We start from the raw sequence: 18,405 nt of genomic DNA on the forward strand, positions 1-18,405 counted from the left end.
ATGAAAATTTATCCGGTCAGGCAAAAAAAGGAAGAAAAAGAAGATTTCAGCAGCCTGACACCGCTGGAAAAGAAAACACGCAAAGCAGCCCTCTTACTGGTGCTGGTAGGCGTGTTTGTGTGGTTTTTTAAAATATTGTTTTTTTAGTGGAGCGCGACATTCAGATCACGGGTGGCAAAGGTACCGGCGTGCAGGCCACGCTGCGGGAGCGTCTGCGCGAAATGTTCCTGGTCAACAAGCTGAGTGGCAAAACCGGCCTGTTCCTGCTACTGGCGTTGTCCCTGGCTTTCGGCGCATTGGTGATTTTCAATGGCATTGTTGCTGCGGCATTGATCCTGGTGATCCTCATTGGTCCCCTGGTAGTATATAGCATTGTCGTATTTCCGGCTTTCGGTATTACCGTGCTGCTTGTCATGGCCTACCTGCTGTTTTACATCATGCGGTTCGGGGTCAATTTTCCCATGGGTACCCTCATGGACGGCATACAGGCCTTACTGATCCTGGGCTTTTTTATCAGTCAGCGGAAGCGCCAGGACTGGTCTATCATCAAAGGTCCTGTCAGTACCATGATCCTGGTATGGATCCTGTACAACCTCATCCAGGTCGCCAATCCTACTGCCGAGTCACGCCTCGCCTGGGTTTACACGATCCGTTCCGTAGCGGTGGTCATGCTCATGTATTTCGTGTTCATGTTCCAGATCAGAACCATCTGGCTGATCCGCTTTTTGCTGCGTATGTGGCTTACCCTGGCTGCCATCGCCGCGCTGTATGCATTCAAGCAGGAGTACATTGGTTTTTCACCTGCAGAGGAGGCTTATCTTTATTCCGATCCGGGCATTGCAGATCTGCTTTTTATCTCGGGGCACTGGCGTAAGTTTTCGATCCTTTCCGATCCTGTTGCCTTTTCCTATAACATGGTGGTAGCCAGCCTGATCAGCATAACCATGCTGACCTACGTGAAAAAGACCTGGCAAAAGGTCCTGCATGGATGGCTGATTGTAATCTTTTTCATGGCAATGCTTTTTTCAGGAACCAGGGGAGCTTACGTACTGATACCCGCAGCACTGGTACTTTTTGTAATCCTGCGCCTGAACAGGCAGGTACTGATCGCCAGCGGAATCGGGGCATTGTTTATCATATTCCTGATTTTTGTTCCTACCACCAACTCCAACATCGTCCGGTTTCAGACGGCTTTCAAGCCCAATGAGGATATCTCCTTTCAGGCCCGGAAAAATAACCAGAAACGGATCAAGCCGTACATTCTGTCGCACCCGATGGGTGGCGGGCTCGGGGCTGTGGGTGTTTGGGGGCAGCGTTTTGCGCCTAACTCATACCTGGCAAGCTTCCCGCCCGACAGCGGCTATGTACGCGTAGCGGTGGAGCTGGGCTGGATCGGGCTTTTCCTTTTTTGTATGCTGATGTTCCTGATCCTGCGACAGGGTGTCAACAACTATTATACGATCCGGAACCCTGAGCTGAAAACGTACTGTATGGCGATGCTGATGATCGTATTTGCGTACAATATCGGGAACTACCCGCAGGAGGCACTCGTACAGTTTCCTTCCAATATCTACTTCTATCTGGCCGTCGCATTGATCAACGTAACCAAGCGCCTCGATAAGGAAGAGCAGGCGAGGATCCGGCTTACTTGACAGGAGATAAGGATTTTTTGCCAGGCTGGTACTTCTGCGCGAGCTTCATGAAGGTTTTCTCAAAATACTCGTAACTGAAATAACTAAGCACCAGCGTTGCAGCGATCGTAATGACTATGATTTCGTACATGTGAGCAGCGTAGTGTTCACCGAACACCCATCTGATCATCGCATAAATGACCGGGTGCAGCAGGTATACCGAGTAGCTGATCTCACCCAGCGTCGACAGGGCCCATTGAACCGCCCGGGGAAGAAAAGACAAGTCGCTGATGTAAATGAAGTAGCAAAGTGCAATGGTGATCAGGCTGAGCCAGATCCGGGTGTGTCCGCTGACGAGTACCACCGGTTCTCCCGCAGCCGGATAGAGGAAAATGGCCGCCAGCGCAGCAACAGAAAGGAGCGGTGCCCACCTGCGCAGGTTTTGTCCGGGATCGGCCAGCATGCCGAGCAGCATGCCCACTACAAAAAAGATGAACTGGCTGAGCGGATTTACGTAGTACTTCCATTGAGCACCAAGCGTGAGCCCGGGATTCAGCATGTTGTATGTATAGTATAAAAAGGGCAGCATTGCGGCGAGCAGCAGCAGGATAATGTACCTTTTATTTTTCCGCACCAGCATTAGCATGAATGGGAAAAACAGGTAAAAGCCGCATTCATTCCCGATAGACCACGCCCCATCCGCTACGAAAAACTCCGGCCTGATGATGCCGGGCAGGACCAGGAAATTAAGCACCAGCCTTTTGACGGGAATATTTTCAGTATCCAGCAAATACGTAAGGAAAGTGGCCAGCCATAGCAGCGGCACAATGCGGAATATACGTTTGACAAAGAAATTGGAAAGGCGTGAAAGTGTAAACTGGGCCACGTACACCTTGTACAAAGTCAACCCGCTGAGTACAAAAAAAATGGTGACTCCGTATATCTTTACCTTTGCCAGCGGACTGGAAGCATCAGCCTCGCCAAAGCTCAGCAAGTGCATATGATACAGCATAATACTGATCGCCGCCAGGCCCCGCAGATAGTCAAGGGAGTGAATTCTCGCATCAGTGCGGACCATTTTTTTGATAGAAGAGGTTGGTAAAACTATTTGTACAAAAATATTAAATTAAGAACAATTTTCCTGAAATTGCAGAACAGATTCGTTATTTCCATCAAACATTATTTGAGGGCTGTATCAAATTAGTCATAACTTGTTCTTCATATAAGGCAGCGGAGGTCTTCACCCAACACAAAGCGGTTTAAACATGGATATTGTCATTACGGGACAACAGGCTTGGGATGTGGAAATTGGAAGTAACTGTAAGAACATTGCGCTCGAATTCACCAAAAATCACCGTGTTCTGTACGTAAATGCGCCACTCGACCGCGGCAGCCTGCTCAAACGTGGCAGCGAGGATAAGATCTCCAAGAGACGTGAGGTGATAGCAAAAAAACGGGCATCGATGGAACAGGTGGCAGACAACCTGTGGGTGCTTTATCCCGATCGCCTTATCGAATCAATCAACTGGATGCCCCGGTCGTTTATTTTTGACCTGTTCAACAAACGCAACAACCGCATATTTGCCAAAAGTATACTCGAAGCCGCCGGGAAGCTGGGATTTCGTAATTTCCTGCACTTCAATGACAATGATATTTTCAGGAGCTTTTATCTGAAAGAGTACCTCAGGCCGCATGCATCGGTGTACTACTCCCGTGATTTTATGGTAGCCGTGGATTACTGGAAAAAGCACGGAGCCGATCTGGAGCCGCGGCTGATTGCCCAGAGTGATCTTTGTGTCGCCAACTCCACTTACCTGGCCAACTACTGCCGGCAGTTTAACCCGAAGTCGTATTACGTAGGACAAGGTTGCGACCTTGATACCTTTGCAGCGGGCATTACCAGCCCGGAGCCCGCCGATATGGTGAAAGTACTGCGCCCCCGCCTGGGTTATGTGGGCTCTCTGCAGAGCCTCAGGCTGGACATGGAGTTGCTTGAATTTATCGCTGTAACACGTCCCGACTGGACGATTGTACTTGTGGGGCCGGAAGACAATGAGTTCAGGCAAAGTGCGCTGCACGGCCTGCCCAATGTACTATTTACCGGTTCGCGCGAAGTAGGGGAGCTTCCGGCGTACATCAATGCATTTGACGTATGCATTAACCCGCAGATTCTCAATGCGGTGACGATCGGTAATTATCCGCGGAAAATAGACGAATACCTGGCAGTAGGAAAACCTTCGGTAGCTACTACGACCGATGCTATGAGCGTATTTGCGGAGCATGTGTACCTGGCCGGCAGCAAGGAAGAGTACATTCGCCTGATCGACCTTGCACTGACCGAAGATTCAGCCGAAAAGGTAGCGGCCCGGCGTGCATTTGCCAGCCTCCATACCTGGGAAAACAGCGTGGCCGAGATCTACAAGGCCATCGCTGCTGCCGGTTTTACCATTTAAGCTTCCAGTGTTTTCAGCTGGGTAAGGCCCTGCTGCGACTCTGTTTTGAGCTGCGTTACTTTCTCCTGCGCCTCCTCGTTCCATAGGCCCTGCTTTACCAGCGCTTCCAGATCCTTGTACTGATTGGCCGTGGACAGCATGCCGACCGAAAACAGGGATGACCTGAATTTGTGGATGGCATGTTTCAATTTGTCGAGGTCACGGGCGGCCGCACTTTCCTCTATGGCTTGCAGCTGTATCTGGCTGTCGGTTTCAAAAAGCGCGATCAGCTCTCCGCGCAGCTCTGCGTCGCCACCGGTAATTTCGGTCAGATAGTCTATATTAATGATAGCGTCGGTCATGGTATCAGGGGTTAAATGGTCCGTAGATTTTGTTGAAGTCTGCTCAAAGAAATGTTCGCGGTTACCGAGCTGTGCGATGGTCGTGATCAGTTCGCTTTCCTTAAATGGTTTTGAAATGTAGCTGTTGGCACCAATGCTCAGGCACTCTTCCTTTTCACCTACCATGGCATGAGCAGTCATGGTAATGATCGGGATCGTCTTGGAAATGTGGCTGCGGATTTCCCGGATAGCGGTGTAACCATCCATGACGGGCATTTGTATATCCATCAGTACCAGGTCGAATTCCTCCTCCCGCAGCTTGTCGAGGGCTTCCTGACCATTGTTAACGATGGTCAGCGGTACATTCAGGCGTTCGAAAATGGCCGAAAGAAGCTTTTGGTTCAATGTATTGTCTTCTGCTGCAATCACCCGGAGCGAGGTCAGTGATCCGCTGATGTCTGCCGTGATCTCGGGTTCCTCGCGTGGCAAATGTTCTTTCAGGATTTTAAAAGGAAATTCCATTGTGAACACGCTGCCCCTGCCTTCCTCACTTTCAAGCTGCAAAGTGCCTCCGAAAAGCTGTACAAGCGATTTTACAATGCTCAGCCCGAGCCCTGTGCCGCCAAAAACACGGGTAGTACTTTCGCTCGCCTGCACAAACCGGTTAAACACCTTGTCAATTTTGTCTTTGGCAATACCAATGCCCGTATCGCTCACTTTGAAACGGATATTCTGCACGCCGCTGATCACCTCGCTCACGGGCTCAACCGTAAGGGTAACATTCCCCTTTTCTGTAAATTTCACCGCATTCCCGCACACATTGATCAGGATTTGCGTGAGGCGCAGCTTGTCGGTTTCCACGGTAGGAGGCAGGCCGTCGCCAAGGTGTACATGGTAGGCAATGCCTTTCTCACCGGCGCGCTGGTTGATGATACCCGAAAGAGAGTCTACCAGCTCGCGGATGGATACTGCGGTTTTTTCAAGGTGTACCTGACCGGCTTCTATTTTGGAAAAGTCGAGAATGTCATTGATGAGTTCAAGGAGGTTTTTGCTTGCATACTGAATGTAGCCCACGTACTCACGGCTTTTGGAGTCAGCCACTTCGCCTACCAGCAGGTTTGTGAAGCCGATGATCGCATTCAGGGGAGTACGGATCTCGTGGCTTACATTGGAAAGAAAAATATCTTTTACCCGCACCGATTTTTCGGCCAGCGTACGCGCTTTTTCAAGTGTGGCCTCGTAATTGGCCCGCTCCGTAATGTCCCTGAAAACCGTAATGGCACTGGTTATTTCTCCATCCAGCCCCAGTATGGGCTGCACGTTGGTTTCAAGGTGATAAATCTTGTCATTTTTAATGAGATCAATCTTGTTGCCGATCAGCTTTTCGCCCTGCAGGGCACGCGCAATGGGGAGCGTCTCCGGCGTAAACCGCACATGGTAGCGGGAGGGATCAAGCAGCTTTACGAGCCGAAGCTCGTCTGCCAGGGTCTCCACCCGGATCGATTCGGTGCCCAGGATCTCCCGGCCCGACTGGTTGAGCAGCACTACTTCCTGTTGGGGATTAATGACCATTACACCGTCGGGAATAGCTTCGAGGTACTGGCTTACTACGCGTTCTTTCTCGCGGATGGCCTTTTGCAGCCTGCGCTGCCTGCGCTTGTCGCGGTTCAGGAAAATGCTCGAAAGTACTGTTAGCAGAAAGCCCACCGCGCTGGTCATGAAAATAAAGAGCATGGAGTTCTTCTGGGTGCTGGCCACAATCTTGCGCCGCTCATTCAGGTTATGCCTTTCGAAATGCTCGATCTCGTTGATTTTGGCTGTGAGCTGGTCGTTGAGCCGGATTCCCTGTCCTTCTTTCAGCCGGGCAAAGGCTTGTTCCTGACCCTGGGTACGGTACAAGGTGATCACATTCTGCGCATAGGCAACAATCTCGCCCGACACAGCCAGCAATTCGCTGACACGTTTGGTTTGTACGGGATCCGTTTTAACAAGATTAAAAAGAGTGTCTGAGATGCCTACCAGCTGTACTTTCTTATTGTAGTTGTCGGTCAGCAGGTCATTGTTCTGCGTGATGAGGTAGCCGCGCATATTGGACTGAAAATCCTTCGTAACCAGCCCAAAGTTGGCGGTCTGGTTCAGGATACCGATGGTTACATTCAGCCTGTTGTTGTTGAGCGACAGATCCCGTACATTTTTATAGGTAAAATACTGTGAGCCGAATATCAGGGCCAGTCCCAGATATATGCTGATATAATACCATTTGGAGGAATCTTTGGTCAGACTTGCCGGCATGTCAGGAGTGCTTATACGAGATAGTCAAAGTTGAATTTCAGGTGCCGGTACAGATGACGGAGCTGGGTAATGAAAAAGTTTTCGCTTTCACGCCAGGCAGTCCGCTTCATGGTACTGGGCTCGTCTTCGGAGTTCTTCTGCAGAAACAATCCCTGGAAGTCTTTGTAAAACAATGCTTTTCCTTTTTTCTTGAGAAAAGACATCATCATTGTGTACTCCGTAACATCACCTTTCTGCCCCTCCACATACCGGCCGAACTTTTCAAAAAAGCTGGTGCGGCGCAGGTGAGGATGGTCACTGTACACGTAAAACTTCCGGTAGCCGGGCTTCAGTACGCCAAATCCCATCCTGTAAAAGCCATCACCGGCTGGTTTGAGGTACGGATATTCAAAATAGGCATAAAAGCGTACCATATCCAGTTCGGGCTCGGACTGCATCAGCTCCAGTGCCTTTGCAAATTTCTGGGGGAAAATGGCGGTAGGCGTAAAATCTTCCTGTACATACAGCGTAAGGGGTGTTTTTACAGCATCCTGTCCCTTGTTAATGTTATTGCCAAGGCCGCGGTTCTGAGGTGTCGTAATCAGCCGGAAGGGGTACTCGCCACGCAGCGCTTCCAGGTAGGCGATGTGCTCGGGCCGGCTTCCGTCGTCGGATACCACGATATCGGCAAAGCGGCAGCCCAGCAGGCGGAATGATTTCAGCAGCTGTTCGAGCGACTGGCTCCTGTTGTAATGCGTGACCAGCAGCGTGACGCCGTCAAAAACAAATTCATTTTTCATTGCAAACCTTCTAGCGGGCTATTTCATAAATACGAGGTCGAGCGTGTTTTTCAGCCAGCGGTACCGGAGGTAAAGCAGGCGTGCCAGCCGGATCGCCGGATTCTGGTTCAGTTTCCAGTTGGCACGCTCCATGGTGCTGGGCTCGTCGGAAGAATTTTTCTGATAGAACAGTTTTGTAAAATCATCAAAAAACAAACCTCTTCCTTTTTTTTGCAAAAAGCTGATGGCCATCCTGTACTCCGTCAGATCACCTTTGATACCTTCCGGATACCGGCCGAACTTGTCCAGGAAACTGCTCCTCCTCAAATGAGGATGGTCGCTGTAATAATAGAATTTCAGGTGGTTCCAGTCCCAAAAGGAGTAGACCATTTCTGAAAATCCTTTCCTGAACGGTTTTAGTGTGGGATAGGTGAAATAGGCATAAAATCTTACAATGTCCCATTTGGGATCTTCACGCATAAAGCTGAGTGCATCTTTGAAATGCGCCGGAAAAATGTCGGCCGGCTCAAAATCCTCCTGCACATAGAGCGTGTATTCCGTTTGGACCGCGTCCTGCCCCTTATTGATATTGTTGCCCAGCCCCCGGTTCACCGGCGTGGTGACCAGCCTGAATCCAAAGCGGTCTTTCAGACTTTGCAGCTTATCCTGGTGCTCGGGCTTGCTGCCGTCGTCGGATACCACGATGTCGCCAAACCGGCACTGGAGCTTTTCAAAGGAAGCCAGCAGCCGCTCCAGTGATTCGCTTCGATTGTAATGGGTAATCAGCAGGGTCGTATCGGGAAACTCGTGCAGCATTTTCAAGACATTGACAGGTATTCTCGCATTCCTTTAATTTGTCGCTTCGCCCGGTTAAGGAAAGCCTGGCCAATGCTGCCATCGTCCATTAACCGGCGCGGAGAGGTAAAAACGGTTGCTTTGGGCGACGTGACCATTTTCAGTTTACCGGCGGTTTTCAGGTTAAGTGCCATACGCCCGTCCTCGGCCTCATTCTGGAAGTCGCTGCCTACAATATTGGCATATACCCTCGCCCCGCTCACCCTGAATCCCCCCGTCTGGCGCCCTACTTCCGTCACAAAGCCCATGTTGAAGCCGTAAACATTGAGGTACTCGCGGTTGCGTTTGCGCACGCGGATCATAATGCCCGCAAAAATCTCATAAAGCCACAGCCCGAACCTGCCCTGATTGGGCGGTGGGATAAAGGCGTAATTTCCGTAAACACCCGTAATACCCGGATCTTTCACCATCGGTTCCACCATTTTATCGATCCAGTCGGGCGGGTAAAATGTATCGGAGTCGGCGCATAAATGGTACCTGCCTCTCGCCATATCCAGCCCCATCTGCCGCGCAAAAGGTGTACCCTGCACGGTTTGAAGGTAATTGCGCACGCCGAGGCGGTCGAGTACCTGCTGGGTGCCGTCGCTGGAATTGTTGTTGATCACCACAATTTCCACCTGGTACCCCGTGCTGCTGGCTGCCAGGGACGAGAGGGTACGGTAAATGTTGTTCTCCTCATTCCAGGCAGGAATTACGACTGAAATGTCCGGCTGTTCGGCTTTGAACCTGCTGATCCTTGCCCTCAGATCTTCCATTTCCGCATCGCTCAGGTCCCTGAACTTCTTGTTCCGGAATAAATGCGGCAAAATCCACTTCGGCAAACCAAATGCGCTCATGTATGATTAAAACTTAATGCAACCAGATAAAGGACTGATGATCTTACAGGGTCAGGGCACGTGGCCGGCGGATCATACGCATGATCTGCCACGCATTCAGATTTTGGCTTGAACCTGTCGTGTGTGTCGGGCAGGTTTGTTTTATCGATCTCCGTCAGTACTTCTATAAAACGTAGGCAAATTACTCAATTTATTCATTGAAATAATTCGAACTTATGAGAATTTTGTAATTAAAATTTGACATCTTTGCGTAACACGTCAAGCCCACCAGGTAATATTCACGCTCAGCATCAATGGCAGCCGCGCTTTTGCAGAAACTAAGAAACAAGCACTTCTTGTCATTGGCGGGCAATGGGATCATGTCCGTACTCGGCATGCTGAATATGATCATCCTGTACCGCGCACTGCCGGTGGCAAGCATCGGCATGTGGGTGTTTTTTCTGTCTATCCTGCTGCTGGTAGACACTTTCCGGTCGGGTTTTCTGACGACGGCATTCATCAAATTCTATGCAGGCGCAACCGAGGAGCGCAAAGCCGAGGTGACCGGCTCGGCCTGGTTTATAGGAGGAGCCATCACGGGCATACTGGTGCTGCTTAATATTCCGGCTTTTCTTTTTTCATCCTACTTTACCAATCCCAGCATGGTCCTGTTTGTGGAATGGTTCGGGATCATTTATGTATCGTCGCTTCCCTATTTCATTGCATCCTGCGTCGTACAGGCTGAGCAGCGTTTCGATCAGCTGCTGTGTATCCGCTTCCTGAGTCAGGGCTTTTTTATCATCTTCGTGGGATTCATGGCGCTTACGCGTACAGCTACGCTGCAGCATATCCTGTATGCCTACCTGGGCGGTGCCGCCATGACGAGCATTTTTACCATTGCGATTGGCTGGGCCAGGCTCCCGTTTTTCCGCAAGCGTTCCCGGGCATGCATCGCAGAGATCTTTCATTTTGGAAAGTACAGTGTGGGTACTACGCTCAGCTCCAACCTTTTTGGTACTTCCAATACCATGATCATCAACTTCATGCTGGGCCCCGCGGCGCTGGCAGTATACAACCTGGGACAGCGCCTGATGGAGCTGATCGAAATTCCGTTGCGCAGCTTCGCCGCCACCGGGATGCCCGAGCTTTCGGCTGCCTACAACGAGGGCAACCGCCGAAAGGTAATCGCTACCATGCAGCGCTACACGGGCCTTATTACCATTGCTTTTGTGCCGGTATGTCTGGTGGCGATTGTGCTGGCCGATGTCGCGATAGGTATTATCGGCGGAGCAAAATACGTGCATACCGAGGCACCCAACATCATGCGCCTCTTCATGGCATTTGCCCTGCTGTACCCGCTCGACCGTTTCTTTGCGCTGACGCTGGACGTGATCCATCAGCCGCAGATCAATTTTGTAAAAGTACTGGTCATGCTGGCGGGTAGTGTCGGCGCCTCTTTCCTGGGTATTTACCTGACGGGCAGCATTTATGGCGTGGCCGTCGCAGGCATTGTGCCGGTACTGATCGGGGTGGGGGTTGGTTACTGGGGACTCAACCGCTTCGAGCCCTTCGGGATTTTCAGTGTGATCGCCACGGGTTATACCGAAGCCTTGCAGCTGATCCGGAGCTTGTGGTTCAAATGGGCGGTAAAACGGAAGACAGACTCCGGAGTGTCTATCAAATAAATGGTACGTTCGACAATAACATGTTAACCAAATTACTGAGCTTGTGGGTGCGCCTTCGTCACGGTGAGCTGCCGTGGGAGGTAAGGTACTTTTACCGGGATACTTACTACTGTAAGGTCATGCAGCTGAAATATGTCCTGCGCGACTTTGTTTTCAAACCCAGGTACAAGGAACTGGAATTCAGCGGGGAGTTTGCGCCGGAGCTGCAGTTTGTGCTGCCTTTTGCCTACTGGCACCACAAAAACGGAACCCTGAAGAAAACGACCTCATCCAAATACACCCGGGAGCTGTACTTTTTTTCTCCCGATCATCATGAAGATTTTCAGACGCGCTCCAACGAGGGGAATTACAACTTCGAAATGCCGCGGATCCTGTACAGTCATGACTATGATATGAGCAAATGGCTGCAGGTACCCCTGAAAGAAACCTACCGCAACACTGTTTACCAGTATGACAAGCCCATTCTGATCATTGCCAACCGCTACAATATGGAGTGGGACGGGCCTCCGGTGAGTTTTTACAGCATTGAAATGCTCGACTTTATCCTGAAAAAAGTAGCTGACAAGTACACGGTTATTTACAACCGTCCCAAGCCGCAGAACATCACGATGGACAACAGCGACATCTATGATATGGATGAATTTTCGTGGCTTGAAAAGGCATATCCGGGTGTGATCCTGATGGAGGATCTTTTCAGGGAAAACAAGGCAAAAGCCAACAACTTCAATCACCTGCAGCTGATGGTATACGCCAATGCGAGTAAGTTCATTTCCATACACGGCGGCACGGCTACCCTGGCGAGTTATTTCGGGGGTACCAACCTGATCCTCTCCAAGAAAGGTCCCGAGCATTATTTCAGGTGCTTTGAAAAACTGTACCCTAAGTTTTCAGGTGCTACCATTTTGCACGCGAAGACAGACGACGATGTGAAGAAGTTTGTGGAGGAACATTTCTAAGGTATGGAGGAGAAGCAAAAAGACCATTACTGGCTGAAATCCGGCACGATCAACATCCTGCAAAATTTCTCGGGGGTGTTTTTCGGATTTGCCGGGTTTTACGTGCTGGTGCGCGTGCTCAGCAAGCACGACTTTGGGGTATGGACGCTTTTTCTTTCCACTACAACCATCCTGGAAGCGATCCGCAGCGGCCTGATCCAGAATGCACTGATCAAGTATATTTCTTCCTCCGACAACCGTGAGCATCCCGAAATCATTACGGCTTCCTTCGCGATCAGCGGGGCAGTTTCACTGGTGACGATTGCAGGTATTCTTGCCCTGGCCCCTTTTCTGAGCCATATCTGGGACTCGCCCCAGCTTGTCGGGCTGCTTTATGCATACATTGCCATTTACATTTTTTCGGGTCTGCAGGCGCAGTTTAACGCCGTGGAGCAGGCCAACTTCCGGTTTAACGGGATCTTCGCGACCACGATCATCAAGCAGGGTTCATTTTTCTGTTTTGTGCTGGTATGTTATGTTTTTTCGCTGCATGTAGAGCTCATCTACCTGGTATGGGTACAGACTTTCAGCGCATTTCTGGCGGCGGCACTGGCGTTCAGATATGCCCATAAAAACCTGCGCTGGTCTGAGGGAATCAGCCGGGGCTGGGCGGGTAAACTTTTTGGCTATGGAAAATACGCTTTCGGAACTCTCATCAGTTCGCTGCTTTCCAGTACCATCGACCAGATGATGCTCGGTGCATTGCTCTCACCGGCAGCTTCGGGTGCTTTCAACATTGCGGTACGCATTACCAACCTGATCGACATACCCGGTAATGCAGTCGCTACCATTGTTTTTCCGCAAAGTGCCCGCAGGATGGAGACGGAAGGAAAATCAGCAATCAAGTATTTGTATGAGAAATCAGTAGGGACAACGCTGGCGCTGGTACTGCCGTTTGTGGTCTTCCTCTACCTGTTCTCAGACCTTGTCATCCACCTCATCGCGGGAGAGAAATACAATGATTCCATTCCATTGCTGCGGATCACGCTGCTGTACTGCCTGCTGATCCCGTTTGGGCGGCAATTTGGCAACATCCTTGATTCTATCGGCAAAACAAGGCTCACGTTCCTGGTTGTTATTGGCTCTGCAACCCTTAACCTTTGTCTGAACTACTTTTTTATCCGTTCAATCGGGGTGATGGGGGCAGCCTATGCCACGCTTTGTTCCAATATCCTGGGCTTCATCGTAGCGCAGGTGATCCTCAAAAAGGAAATCAATACCAACATCCTCAACACCTTTGTTTACATGTACCGTTTTTATCCCGAGTTTCTGGAGCGGTACGTGATCCCGTTCTGGAAGAGAAAGTTTGTTAAAGGGGAAAAGTAGCAGTTGTTATGCAAACCAGGGAATTTTGTAAAATTATTTTGTCAAAATCATCTATATTGCAAGACTGTATACTTGCAACTATTAAGTCAAAATAAGAGGGAATGCCAGAAATGGCGAAATCGGGTGTGTACATAAGCATATCGTTTGTAAATGAAACTTAAAGGACATAAGATCATCGTTTTTGGCCTCCCCCGATTTGACGCACCCATTGAATCTACCAACTATACTACGGCCCGGCTGCTCGCCCGCGAAAACGAGGTCTACTACGTCGAAAACCCATTTACTGTCCGCGACTTCATGCGGTTGCGGAAGTCACCCGAGTACCAGGTCCGCAAGCAGCATTTCTCAATGTGGAACAGCTCGGTAATTGATACCGAGGAGCCCAACCTGAAAATCATCATTCCGCCCCTGATGCTGTCCGTCAATTTCCTGCCGGAAAACGGTTTGTTCAGGAATGCACTCAAGGTGAACGAATACCTGATCCGGACTAAGTTGAAAACGATCATCAATGCGCGCCGGATCCGCGATTATATTTATATCAACTCCTTCAATTTTCATTATCCCGGCCTGGCCGACGGCCTTGATCCTGCACTTACCGTGTACCACTGCCTCGACCCGATGGTATTGCCCTTTAACAGGCGTCATGGTGTGGTTTCTGAGGATATCCTAGTCAAGGAAAGTGATGTGGTGATATGCAGCAGCCGGCAGCTTTATACGGAAAAAAAGGCATTGAACCCCAGCACGTATTTTGTGGCCAATGCCGCCGACCTGAGCCTGAGCGTACGGGCCATGAACCCCGAGCTGGACGTTTACCCCGATATCGCAAAGCTGAAAAAGCCGGTGATCGGGTACCTGGGGGCAATTGAGCGCCGAATTGACTACGACCTGCTCAAAGTCGTGATTGATCTGAATCCTGATAAGACGTTTGCCATGGTGGGACCGGTATCCCGCGAATTTGTACCCGACTGGTTTTACAACACCTCCAATGTTCATGTACTGGGTGCCGTAGAGTACCGGCATATGCCGGCTGTGATCAAGGGATTTGATGTTGCATTGATCCCGTTCAAGAAGGATGATGTCAGCAGCAGTATCTTTCCATTGAAGCTGTTTGAGTACCTGGGTGCGGGTAAGCCCGTGGTATCCCTTGACTTTAACCCGGATCTGGCCGATTTCACCCTCGATACTGTGGCATACTGCAGCAATGCCGCTTCATTTTCAAAGGCCATCCAGGATGCCCTGAACTCGGACAGTCAGGAAGCGCAGCTGCACAGGGTGGAGATTGCCGCGGATAATACCTGGCAAAACCGCGTAGATGCCATCGCCGAGATCATTTACAACCATCTTGCACAAAAAGGCAAAGCCTGAAATCACTTCCGCACTGCCTCACCCAGCGGCTCCTGCCTCTTTACAGATTTATACTGGAAACGCATTTCGATGTGCTTGTAAGTCCACGCGGAAACGTAGTAGATCAGTATGAAATTGGGGATAAACAGGTAAGAATAGGCACCCGGAGGAAATTTCAGGATCCGGATAAACAATACATTGAAGAGGCTGATCAGCAGGGCGTGCGTCATGTAAATGGAGTAAGAGTACTTGCCCAAATTGTGCAGCAGCCCTGATGTTTTGAGAGCAGCGGAGATAATGCCTTTTTCAAACGAAAATATATAAATGCATACAAAAAAGAGCACCTCGAATACCGCACCGAGCGGCTTCATCATTTCCCCGTGATAAATACAATACGCGATTGCACCCAGTGAAAGCAGTTCACCTGCCGAAAAAAGGGCCGCATTCATGGTTCGTACCCGCAGGTGGGTGGCATTGAACAGGTTGAAGCACAATGCACCGGTGAAAAAGCCGAGTATGCCACGCAGGAATCCGTAATTGAAGCTGTAATTGATCTGCAGGCTGCCGGAAAACGTTGCCAGACCCGCAAGTGCAATCAGTACCACCGCTGCGTAAAAGATGTTGCGGTTACGGAACTGATGCGAACTGTTGATCCACACCAGCAGACTGCCGAAAACAACATAAGATATCATTTCAGCACTGATAGACCAGCTTGGTATATTCCAGCTCACGTCATGAACATTGGGCAGGGGAGTGGAATTGACCAGAAAAAGCGAGGTGAAAAACGTGTAGGCATTGTTGGCCGGGTTCACCAGGTTATTGACCTGTATATAAGGGCTGAGCAGATTTTTGGCGACCTCCATGCCGAGGAATGCCAGCAGCATCACAAAGTGCAGCGGATAAATGCGGTACACGCGCTTGGCAAGGAACAATTTCATCTGGCTGCCGTCCGACAGCGACTGGTAGCTGTATGTGATCACGAAGCCGCTTAATACAAAGAAGAAGTCAACAAACATGTCGGAATTTTCGACGAAGCTGTTGTTCAGGATGGGGGTTTCGGCAAAGGGGCCAAGATGAAACAGGAACACGAGGGACGCAAACATCCCCCTGAAAATATCGAGCACTTCAAACCTGTGCTTCATGTCAGCGGATTTTTAAGATTGAAAGTAGTTCTGAACCGGTTGGTACGCGACTCAGGGTCGTATTCGTAGGTAAATTCTTCGGATGCCTTCACCATGATCAGCAATCCGAAGTGTTCGCTGGTGTCAAAAAATAACTCGGGAGCATGGTTACCTTCAAGTTGCTCGGTAAAGAAAAAAGCTGTTTTTGCATTGTTGGTCCGCACCCGCAGCGACTCCTCTCCATTATGGTAGATCTGGAAATTGACGTTGCCATTCAGCTGTGCCAGCGGCCAGATCACCTTATTTCCCCCCGGCGTTTCAACCAGCGTCAGCGGCTCGCCCTGATCTTCCTTTTCCAGCACAAGTTTGCCCGTATCCAGGTGGATCGTCAGCATACATTGGTCTACGCCTGAATGCTTTACGGCATTGGTCAGCATTTCAGTAATTACCCACTTGATCTTGGATAGTACTTCTTCATCAATCGGCTCGAACTGGGTTTGTTGTCTGATATGTTCAAGACAGTTCCGGAGTATTCCCGGGATGTTTTCCCGGGTACTCTGAAACTGGAATTCGATCTTGTGGGGGGATTCGTTCATGTGCCTAGCCGAGGGATTCCATCGCTTGTTCGTAATCTTTAAAAATCTTGAATACTTTGTCCATGCGGATGAGCGTCAGCAGGTTACCTACATCTGATTTGAGGGAGACGAGGTAAATGTCCACTTTGCGCGGTATGGCATATTTAAGTGCAACCACGAGGCTGCCCAGAAACGAGCTGTCAATGTAATTTACATTCTCAAAGCTGACCATAACGAGCTTTGAGCCGCCTGCCACCAGGCTGATCATTTCTTCCTTGAATTGTTCCGCATTGGAGAGGCTCGCCTCCTCAGGGAGAATGGTGGCCTGCACCACACCGTTTACGTCTTTGGTCTCTAGGATCATCGGGTTATTTTTTTTCGATAAATATGATGCTGGCGTCATCCATCTGGTTGCCGTCATTGATGCTCCCCAGTACGTGCGCTTTGATCCGGTCAAACGTAGCCGGCTGGCCCAGGTAGGGAGTGATTTTTTGGACAAAGAATGGGTAGTCGCTCTTTTTGGATCCGTTGGAAGGAATATCAATCATGCCGTCTGTAAAAATGGCGAGCTGGTCGCCGGGCTCCATCCGGATAATCTGTTTGTCGTACATGCCTTCTTCCAGCAAACCCAGGAGCAGGCCCGATGAAAGTACCGTATCCGTGCTGCACGCAACACTGCGGTAATGAATGAGCGGCAGGTCGCCTGCGCCGGTATAATGTACGTCGCCGGTTTCACTGTCCATCAGAATCAGCGAGAGGCTCGACAGGATGTTTTCCAGACTCTCGTCCAGATAAATCAGTTTATTGATTTTCTGTACAATGGTGTCGAGCGAGAGGTCATTATCAAGCACGCAAAACCGGATCGCCGCCCGTATGTAGCTCAGGAAGCCAAAGGTGAAAAACCAGGCTTTCCACTTTTTTCCCATGATATCCCCCAGAAAGCCGAAGCAGAAGCGATCATTTATTTTTACAAAATCAATAAAATCACCACCCGGATAGCCTCTGTATCCCTTGTGCCAAAAATGAATGGTGAACCCGCTCACTTCCGGGTTCCGCATCGGTATGGATTGCACATTGAGCGTTTCGGCCGCTACTTTCAGCTCCTTGACAGACTTGTCATGCTCGTTCTGCAAGGATACGATAATGTTATTCAGCTTGGAGATGATTACCGGAATGGGCGTTTCCTTGTTGATGAAATCCAGCGCATGCATGTTCAAGCCTTTCAGTACGAGCGGGGTATCCGTAAACGACGTCAGGAAAACAAAGGGAATATCCTTCACATTGGGGTTCATCAGTACCGCCTGCCTGAAATCAAAACCATTCATTTCGGGCATGTCGTAGTCCGAAATGATAAGATCGGGCGTTTCGTCGAGAAGCAGGTCCAGGGCTTCGGTAGCAGACTGGCAGAGCACGCAGGTGTAGCCGGCTTTCTGCAGGGATACTTCAATCACCTTCCTGAAAACAAGATTGTCTTCGACAATCAGTATTTTTTTGACGCTGGTAGGAGGATCCTGGTACGTGATCATTTCTTATTGAAGTTTAACACAAACAGGAATACGCCTCCGAAAATGATCAGGAGCGACACCAGGTCCATGATCGTCACACCGTCATTGACATTGAAGTAGAAAACCGTGAAGATTTCAAAGCTGGGGGGAGCTGGCATGATGATCATGGCAAACCCCACGACGATCAGTAAAATGGCCACGAAAAAGAGTACAATCCTTTGCGCAGTATTCCTGCGAAGGTAGTTTTTACTCATTTCGCTGTCTAGCTGGTTTTCTGCCAGCAGCTTTTCCAGTCCTTCCAGCAGCTCTTCCCTCGAAAGATTGTTGTCCTTATCAAGCTCCTGGAAAGAAGCAATCTGTTTTTCTCCCTCAGCAGCCCGCTCAAATGCTTCTGCAATCTCCTGCTGGTAGGTCTTTGCTGCTTTTGTATCCGCGCCGGAGTGGTCAATTACTTCGATAAGCTCACGAACCTTTTGTTCCAGCAGCGATCCTGCGGGCAAAGCCTGAGACACATTTTCTGTTTGCAGGTCAGATGTTTTTCCAAGTTCAAGCAGCCGTTTGATTTTCACCTTACCAATAACCGGTTATATTTTACCCCCTTACCTACAAAATCATTCCTGAAATCGACAAAACTTGCATTGTAGCAGGACAATTTGCTTAAAGCTAAGTTTTTATTGCTAAATTTGAAATACTTCTACAAATCTCCGAAAATATTCTTTCTTTTCAGCAT

At 49.7% G+C, this 18,405-nt stretch carries 17 protein-coding genes; 7 read left to right on the forward strand and 10 right to left on the reverse strand.

Going from position 1 to position 18,405, the window contains the following annotated elements; all coding sequences use genetic code 11:
- Positions 1-147: a hypothetical protein gene (locus tag HWI92_RS00865; RefSeq protein WP_204660328.1), complete on the forward strand. Its 147-nt coding sequence runs from the start codon at positions 1-3 to the stop codon at positions 145-147.
- A complete protein-coding gene (locus HWI92_RS00870; protein WP_229248655.1) occupies positions 147-1,652 on the forward strand; it encodes an O-antigen ligase family protein in 1,506 nt (501 codons plus the stop codon). Before HWI92_RS00865 ends, HWI92_RS00870 begins: the two co-directional genes overlap by 1 nt.
- Here HWI92_RS00870 and HWI92_RS00875 read toward each other — a convergent pair.
- On the reverse strand, positions 1,645-2,709 hold the full coding sequence (locus HWI92_RS00875; protein WP_204660329.1) for an acyltransferase family protein: 1,065 nt from the start codon (positions 2,707-2,709) through the stop codon (positions 1,645-1,647). The genes HWI92_RS00870 and HWI92_RS00875 overlap by 8 nt on opposite strands.
- Positions 2,710-2,896: 187 nt before the next feature.
- Between HWI92_RS00875 and HWI92_RS00880 the strand changes: the two genes are divergently transcribed.
- Positions 2,897-4,084, forward strand: coding sequence for a glycosyltransferase (locus HWI92_RS00880; protein WP_204660330.1), 1,188 nt, complete (start codon positions 2,897-2,899; stop codon positions 4,082-4,084).
- On the opposite strand, the gene HWI92_RS00885 is transcribed toward HWI92_RS00880, so the two are convergent.
- The 4 genes from HWI92_RS00885 to HWI92_RS00900 are packed head-to-tail and all read right to left on the reverse strand — an operon-like array spanning position 4,081 to position 9,145.
- Positions 4,081-6,696, reverse strand: coding sequence for an ATP-binding protein (locus HWI92_RS00885; RefSeq protein WP_204660331.1), 2,616 nt, complete (start codon positions 6,694-6,696; stop codon positions 4,081-4,083). The genes HWI92_RS00880 and HWI92_RS00885 overlap by 4 nt on opposite strands.
- Positions 6,697-6,707: 11 nt before the next feature.
- Positions 6,708-7,475, reverse strand: a complete 768-nt coding sequence (locus HWI92_RS00890) for a glycosyltransferase (protein ID WP_204660332.1) — start codon at positions 7,473-7,475, stop codon at positions 6,708-6,710.
- 18 nt (positions 7,476-7,493) lie between these two features.
- Positions 7,494-8,270, reverse strand: coding sequence for a glycosyltransferase family 2 protein (locus HWI92_RS00895; protein WP_204664144.1), 777 nt, complete (start codon positions 8,268-8,270; stop codon positions 7,494-7,496).
- 2 nt (positions 8,271-8,272) lie between these two features.
- On the reverse strand, positions 8,273-9,145 hold the full coding sequence (locus tag HWI92_RS00900; protein WP_204660333.1) for a glycosyltransferase family 2 protein: 873 nt from the start codon (positions 9,143-9,145) through the stop codon (positions 8,273-8,275).
- A gap of 293 nt (positions 9,146-9,438) precedes the next feature.
- On the opposite strand from HWI92_RS00900, the gene HWI92_RS00905 reads away from it, so the two are divergent.
- The 4 genes from HWI92_RS00905 (at position 9,439) to HWI92_RS00920 (ending at position 14,495) form a co-directional block, all read left to right on the forward strand.
- Positions 9,439-10,809, forward strand: coding sequence for a lipopolysaccharide biosynthesis protein (locus tag HWI92_RS00905; RefSeq protein WP_204660334.1), 1,371 nt, complete (start codon positions 9,439-9,441; stop codon positions 10,807-10,809).
- A gap of 20 nt (positions 10,810-10,829) precedes the next feature.
- Positions 10,830-11,765, forward strand: a complete 936-nt coding sequence (locus HWI92_RS00910) for a hypothetical protein (protein WP_204660335.1) — start codon at positions 10,830-10,832, stop codon at positions 11,763-11,765.
- Positions 11,766-11,768: 3 nt separating this feature from the next.
- Positions 11,769-13,130 (forward strand): flippase, encoded by a 1,362-nt coding sequence (locus HWI92_RS00915; protein ID WP_204660336.1) that lies wholly within the window; start codon positions 11,769-11,771, stop codon positions 13,128-13,130.
- Between the two features lie 150 nt (positions 13,131-13,280).
- Positions 13,281-14,495, forward strand: a complete 1,215-nt coding sequence (locus HWI92_RS00920) for a glycosyltransferase (protein ID WP_204660337.1) — start codon at positions 13,281-13,283, stop codon at positions 14,493-14,495.
- A gap of 2 nt (positions 14,496-14,497) precedes the next feature.
- Here the strand turns inward: HWI92_RS00920 and HWI92_RS00925 are convergent, their stop codons facing one another.
- The 5 genes from HWI92_RS00925 to HWI92_RS00945 are packed head-to-tail and all read right to left on the reverse strand — an operon-like array spanning position 14,498 to position 18,244.
- Positions 14,498-15,616: an acyltransferase family protein gene (locus HWI92_RS00925; protein ID WP_204660338.1), complete on the reverse strand. Its 1,119-nt coding sequence runs from the start codon at positions 15,614-15,616 to the stop codon at positions 14,498-14,500.
- On the reverse strand, positions 15,613-16,191 hold the full coding sequence (locus HWI92_RS00930) for an ATP-binding protein (RefSeq protein ID WP_204660339.1): 579 nt from the start codon (positions 16,189-16,191) through the stop codon (positions 15,613-15,615). The genes HWI92_RS00925 and HWI92_RS00930 overlap by 4 nt, the downstream gene beginning before the upstream one ends.
- A gap of 4 nt (positions 16,192-16,195) precedes the next feature.
- The gene (locus HWI92_RS00935; RefSeq protein ID WP_204660340.1) at positions 16,196-16,534 is read right to left on the reverse strand and encodes an STAS domain-containing protein; all 339 of its coding nucleotides are present in this window, start codon (positions 16,532-16,534) and stop codon (positions 16,196-16,198) included.
- A gap of 4 nt (positions 16,535-16,538) precedes the next feature.
- Positions 16,539-17,696, reverse strand: coding sequence for a response regulator (locus HWI92_RS00940; RefSeq protein WP_204660341.1), 1,158 nt, complete (start codon positions 17,694-17,696; stop codon positions 16,539-16,541).
- Entirely contained in the window at positions 17,693-18,244 is a 552-nt protein-coding gene (locus HWI92_RS00945; RefSeq protein WP_204660342.1) for a hypothetical protein, read from the reverse strand. The genes HWI92_RS00940 and HWI92_RS00945 overlap by 4 nt, the downstream gene beginning before the upstream one ends.
- Positions 18,245-18,405 lie beyond the last annotated feature (161 nt).

Source organism: Dyadobacter sandarakinus, assembly GCF_016894445.1.
Taxonomy (GTDB): Bacteria; Bacteroidota; Bacteroidia; order Cytophagales; family Spirosomataceae; genus Dyadobacter; species Dyadobacter sandarakinus.

Coding starts and splice junctions, on each gene's coding strand:
- HWI92_RS00865 (WP_204660328.1), top strand. CDS start 1: ATGAAAATTTATCCGGTCAGGCAAAAAAAGGAAGAAAAAGAAGATTTC.
- HWI92_RS00875 (WP_204660329.1), bottom strand. CDS start 2,709: ATGGTCCGCACTGATGCGAGAATTCACTCCCTTGACTATCTGCGGGGC.
- HWI92_RS00880 (WP_204660330.1), top strand. CDS start 2,897: ATGGATATTGTCATTACGGGACAACAGGCTTGGGATGTGGAAATTGGA.
- HWI92_RS00885 (WP_204660331.1), bottom strand. CDS start 6,696: ATGCCGGCAAGTCTGACCAAAGATTCCTCCAAATGGTATTATATCAGC.
- HWI92_RS00890 (WP_204660332.1), bottom strand. CDS start 7,475: ATGAAAAATGAATTTGTTTTTGACGGCGTCACGCTGCTGGTCACGCAT.
- HWI92_RS00895 (WP_204664144.1), bottom strand. CDS start 8,270: ATGCTGCACGAGTTTCCCGATACGACCCTGCTGATTACCCATTACAAT.
- HWI92_RS00900 (WP_204660333.1), bottom strand. CDS start 9,145: ATGAGCGCATTTGGTTTGCCGAAGTGGATTTTGCCGCATTTATTCCGG.
- HWI92_RS00905 (WP_204660334.1), top strand. CDS start 9,439: ATGGCAGCCGCGCTTTTGCAGAAACTAAGAAACAAGCACTTCTTGTCA.
- HWI92_RS00910 (WP_204660335.1), top strand. CDS start 10,830: ATGTTAACCAAATTACTGAGCTTGTGGGTGCGCCTTCGTCACGGTGAG.
- HWI92_RS00915 (WP_204660336.1), top strand. CDS start 11,769: ATGGAGGAGAAGCAAAAAGACCATTACTGGCTGAAATCCGGCACGATC.
- HWI92_RS00920 (WP_204660337.1), top strand. CDS start 13,281: ATGAAACTTAAAGGACATAAGATCATCGTTTTTGGCCTCCCCCGATTT.
- HWI92_RS00925 (WP_204660338.1), bottom strand. CDS start 15,616: ATGAAGCACAGGTTTGAAGTGCTCGATATTTTCAGGGGGATGTTTGCG.
- HWI92_RS00930 (WP_204660339.1), bottom strand. CDS start 16,191: ATGAACGAATCCCCCCACAAGATCGAATTCCAGTTTCAGAGTACCCGG.
- HWI92_RS00935 (WP_204660340.1), bottom strand. CDS start 16,534: ATGATCCTAGAGACCAAAGACGTAAACGGTGTGGTGCAGGCCACCATT.
- HWI92_RS00940 (WP_204660341.1), bottom strand. CDS start 17,696: ATGATCACGTACCAGGATCCTCCTACCAGCGTCAAAAAAATACTGATT.